The sequence below is a fragment of the Arthrobacter sp. SPT-J7 genome, assembly GCF_059089965.1.
The window spans coordinates 1-2,097 of sequence record NZ_JBNHFF010000368.1; the positions used below are offsets into that span (position 1 = coordinate 1).

Below are 2,097 nucleotides of genomic sequence, written 5' to 3' on the forward strand. Positions count from 1 at the left end.
GGCGGGGCGGAGCGGGGCGGGGTGCGACCAACGAGCGCAAGCGGTCCGGCGAAGGGGCGGGGCCGCCGGGAATGTCCCGACGGCCCCACCGTTAGAGATCAACGCCTAGACGCGCGGCTTCTCACGCATCTCGAAGGTCTCGATGATGTCGCCTTCGGTGATGTCGTTGTACGAACCAAGACCGATACCACACTCGAAGTCCGTGCGGACCTCAGTGGCGTCGTCCTTGAAGCGCTTGAGCGTCTCAACGGTGAGGTTGTCACCGATGATCTTGCCGTCGCGGCTGATGCGGGCCTTCGTGTTGCGTCGGATAACACCCGAGCGAACGATGGAACCGGCGATGTTTCCGAACTTGGAGGAACGGAAGACTTCGCGGACCTCGGCGGTGCCCAGCTGGAATTCTTCGTATTCCGGCTTGAGCATGCCCTTGAGCGCCATCTCGATGTCATCAATTGCGGAGTAGATGACGGAGTAGAAGCGCATGTCCACGCCTTCGCGGTCGGCCAGTTCGGCAACCCGCTCGGCCGGCTTGACGTTGAAGCCAATGATGACGGCGCTGTCCACCGTCGCCAGGTTGACGTCGTTCTGCGTGATGGCACCAACACCGCGGTGGATGACGCGCAGCTGCACGCCTTCGCCGACGTCGATCTTGAGCAGGGCGTCTTCGAGGGCTTCCACGGCACCGGACACGTCACCCTTGAGGATGAGGTTGAGGGTGTCGATCTTGCCGTCGGCCACTGCCTGGTCGAAGTCTTCCAGGCTGATGCGCTTGCGGCGCTTGGCCAGGGCGGCGTTGCGATCGGCTGCTTCACGCTTCTCGGCGATCTGGCGGGCGGTGCGCTCGTCAGCAGTCACGAAGAAGGTGTCACCTGCACGCGGCACGTTGGACAGACCCAGCACCTGGACGGGGCGGGACGGGCCGGCCTCGGTCAGGGCGCTGCCGTCGTCGTCGAACATCGCACGGACGCGGCCGTGGGCCGTGCCTGCAACGATGGTGTCGCCGACGCGCAGCGAGCCGGACTGCACCAGGACAGTGGCAACGGAACCGCGGCCCTTGTCCAGGTTGGCTTCGATGGCGATACCGCGGGCGTCCTTGTTCGGGTTGGCTCGCATGTCCAGGGCAGCGTCTGCGGTGAGCAGGACTGCCTCGAGCAGCTCGTCGATATTGAGATTCTGGCGTGCAGAGACCTCCACGAACATGGTGTCGCCACCGTATTCTTCGGGAACCAGGCCGTACTCGGTCAGCTGGCCGCGGACCTTGTCCGGGTTGGCGCCTTCCTTGTCGATCTTGTTCACTGCCACCACGATCGGCACGTTGGCTGCCTGGGCGTGGTTGAGGGCTTCAACGGTCTGGGGCATCACGCCGTCATCCGCTGCGACCACCAGGATGGCGATGTCGGTGACCTTCGCACCACGGGCACGCATGGCGGTGAACGCCTCGTGGCCCGGAGTATCGATGAAGGTGATCTTCCGGTCGTTGCCTTCATGGTTGTGCGTGACCTGGTAGGCACCGATGTGCTGCGTGATGCCGCCGTGCTCGCCCGCCATAACGTCGGACTTGCGGATGGCGTCAAGCAGGCGGGTTTTACCGTGGTCCACGTGGCCCATGACGGTTACAACCGGAGGACGTGCCTCGAGGTCTTCGTCACCTTCGGCCTCGAGCTCTGCTTCGAAGTCGATGTCGAAGGTGGAGAGCAGCTCGCGCTCCTCGTCCTCCGGCGACACAACCTGGAGCTTGTAGCCAAGCTCTTCGCCCAGCAGCGCAAAGGTTTCCTCGTCCAGCGACTGCGTGGCCGTTGCCATCTCACCGAGGTGGAACAGCACGGTTACCAGTGCGGCGGGGTTTGCCTCGATCTTGTCGGCGAAGTCCGTGATGGACGAGCCACGGCGGAGGCGGATCACAGTGTTGCCGTCGCCGCGGGGGACGCTCACGCCACCAAGCGACGGGGCACTCATCTGCTCAAGTTCCTGGCGCTTTGCGCGCTTCGACTTGCGCTGCTTGCCACGTCCCGCGCCGCCCTTGCCGAAGGCACCCTGGGTGCCACCGCGTCCGCGTCCGCCCTTGCCAAAGCCACCACCGGCGGGAGCACCGCCGCC

Annotated in this window: 1 protein-coding gene; it reads right to left on the bottom strand. The window is 64.8% G+C overall.

Going from position 1 to position 2,097, the window contains the following annotated elements:
• Positions 1-105: 105 nt before the first annotated feature.
• The coding region (gene infB / locus AC5RWX_RS32725; RefSeq protein WP_494100329.1) for a translation initiation factor IF-2 at positions 106-2,097 on the bottom strand (1,992 nt) is incomplete at its 5' end.